This is a genomic window from Blautia sp. DFI.6.71 (genome assembly GCF_020593585.1).
Taxonomy (GTDB): Bacteria; Bacillota; Clostridia; order Lachnospirales; family Lachnospiraceae; genus Blautia_A; species Blautia_A wexlerae.
Window position 1 is genome coordinate 1 of the sequence record NZ_JAJDMJ010000109.1, and the last position, 2,002, is coordinate 2,002.

Here is a 2,002-nt window from a genome sequence, read left to right on the forward strand (position 1 = left end):
AACTGGAAGTTAGCGATTTCTTTTTCCGGTATTCTCTGTCCCACGGATTTCCTCATGATAGAAATAATCTACGATCACCGGATGCCCCTGCGGGACTCTGCCATAAGGCATTTCATTATCCACAAAGGCACAATCATACTTCTTAGCCATTTTCTCAGCTTTTACTTCAAGTGCTTCAAAGTAGCTGCGGTTATGCTTGTTATAGATCTCGTCGTAAAGTGGTACAAGATCAGGATATTTTCCGGCGATATAATCCATAATTGTCTTTTTGAAACCGCCTCGAAGATTGAGATTTTCGAGCCAGAACAGATCGCACTGATCCTTTACCCGCTCAAAGATTGCTTCAAAATCCGTGATACCGGGGAATACCGGGGATACGAAACAGACTGTACGGATACCTGCTTCATATACCTGCTTCATAGCAGCGATACGGCGCTCAATGCTCGAAGCAGAGTCCATATCGTTCTTGAAATTTTCATCTAGTGTGTTGATCGACCATGAAACGGTTACACGTCCAAGCTTCTTCAGCAGATCAATATCCCGTACCACAAGATCCGACTTTGTGCAGATCAGAATATCTGCGTCACTGCCGATCAGCTGCTCCAGAAGTTTTCTGGTATTCCCGAATTCCTCCTCCTGTGGATTGTAGCCATCTGTCACAGAACCGATGACCACCCGCTGTCCGGCATATTTCTTCGGATTTTTAATTTCCGGCCAATGTTTCACATCAAGGAAAGTGCCCCATTCCTCCTTGTGCCCGGTAAAGCGCTTCATAAAAGAAGCATAGCAATACTTGCAGGCATGTGTACAACCCACATAGGGATTGACCGAGTAACCGCCTACCGGCAGACTGGACTTAGTCATGATGTTCTTTGTTTCCACCTCACGAATGAGGATTCCATTTATTACTTCTTCCATGATTTCTGTACCTCTAACACTTTATTAAATTCTTCCGGCATTTCCTGAATCATATTTTCATCCCCTATGATAGGGACAAGGTCTTCTTTCATAAACACCGGAATGCCGAGCTTATGTGCCTGGTCTATCAGAGACCATGCCCATTCCGGCTCCGTATGAATCTTCCTGCTCTGAGCTCCGGTCATGGTACCCACAACGATCCAATTGATTCCGGAAAGGTCAACTGTGCCGGGATCGTCGAATAACGGCTCAAAGGTAACATGGTAATGTTTTGCTCTGACGTTTTTCCGAAGGGCGTCGATACGCCACAGTTCTGCTTTCCTCGTCACCGTAACGCCAAACCATGCGTTTTCCAGATCGGTATCAAAATCCAGCAAATCAGGTCGCTTGGTAAGGAACAGGAACTGATGCTGTGGATTTTCACGGATCTTTGCAAATACCTCGTCTCTCCATTCCGGCTTCCATCCAGAGAGATCGCTCATGCCGGTAAGAAGAAAGTTCTGCGGACGTTTCTTTTCCATCATCTTGAGCTTACCCGGAAAGAATTCAGGGTCAGCGAAGTCATCAATCATATGCCAGCGTTTCACGTTGTTGCGGGCATAGCAATATGTACACCCCACTGTGCAGCCAATGACGATATTCATGTTCTGAATCTGATCTTTGATACAAATACTCATGACTTCTGCCACTCCTCAAGATTCTTTCTGATGCGGTCGAGGCATTCCTCAAACCGGGTAATTTCTTCCTCTGAAAAACCTTTGTAGTAAATACTGCCCATCTCATCAGATACAGCATCGTACTCGCCCTTTAAGGCATGTGCTTTCTCAGTCAGAAACAGGAGTGTTTTCCTTTTGTCCGTTTCAGACTGAACACGGCTTATCAGCCCTTGATTTTCCATTCTTTCCAGCATCGTAGTAAGAGATGTTATCGCTAATCCGCATTTAGTCGAGAGTGACCTGATTGAAATACCATCCTTCTGCCACAGCACATAAAGAATACGCCCCTGGGCTCCATTAAACGCATCAATATTCTTTTCACTGAGAATCTTCTCGAAAATCCGGTCTCCAAGCTGTTTTATTTTGGT

General features: G+C 45.2%; 3 protein-coding genes. All 3 read right to left on the reverse strand.

Features of this window, described 5'->3' with window-relative positions; genetic code table 11:
• Positions 1 to 9: 9 nt before the first annotated feature.
• Positions 10 to 918, reverse strand: a complete 909-nt coding sequence (locus tag LJE12_RS19380; protein ID WP_227292376.1) for a radical SAM mobile pair protein B — start codon at positions 916 to 918, stop codon at positions 10 to 12.
• Positions 906 to 1,595, reverse strand: coding sequence for a radical SAM mobile pair protein A (locus tag LJE12_RS19385; RefSeq protein ID WP_227227161.1), 690 nt, complete (start codon positions 1,593 to 1,595; stop codon positions 906 to 908). Before LJE12_RS19385 ends, LJE12_RS19380 begins: the two co-directional genes overlap by 13 nt.
• Positions 1,592 to 2,002: radical SAM mobile pair system MarR family transcriptional regulator (locus LJE12_RS19390; protein WP_227292377.1), on the reverse strand; the 411-nt coding region annotated here is incomplete at its 5' end. The genes LJE12_RS19390 and LJE12_RS19385, both read right to left, overlap by 4 nt.

Excerpts from the sequence above, each read along its gene's own strand:
- LJE12_RS19385 (WP_227227161.1), bottom strand. The coding sequence starts at position 1,595 with ATGAGTATTTGTATCAAAGATCAGATTCAGAACATGAATATCGTCATT.
- LJE12_RS19380 (WP_227292376.1), bottom strand. The coding sequence starts at position 918 with ATGGAAGAAGTAATAAATGGAATCCTCATTCGTGAGGTGGAAACAAAG.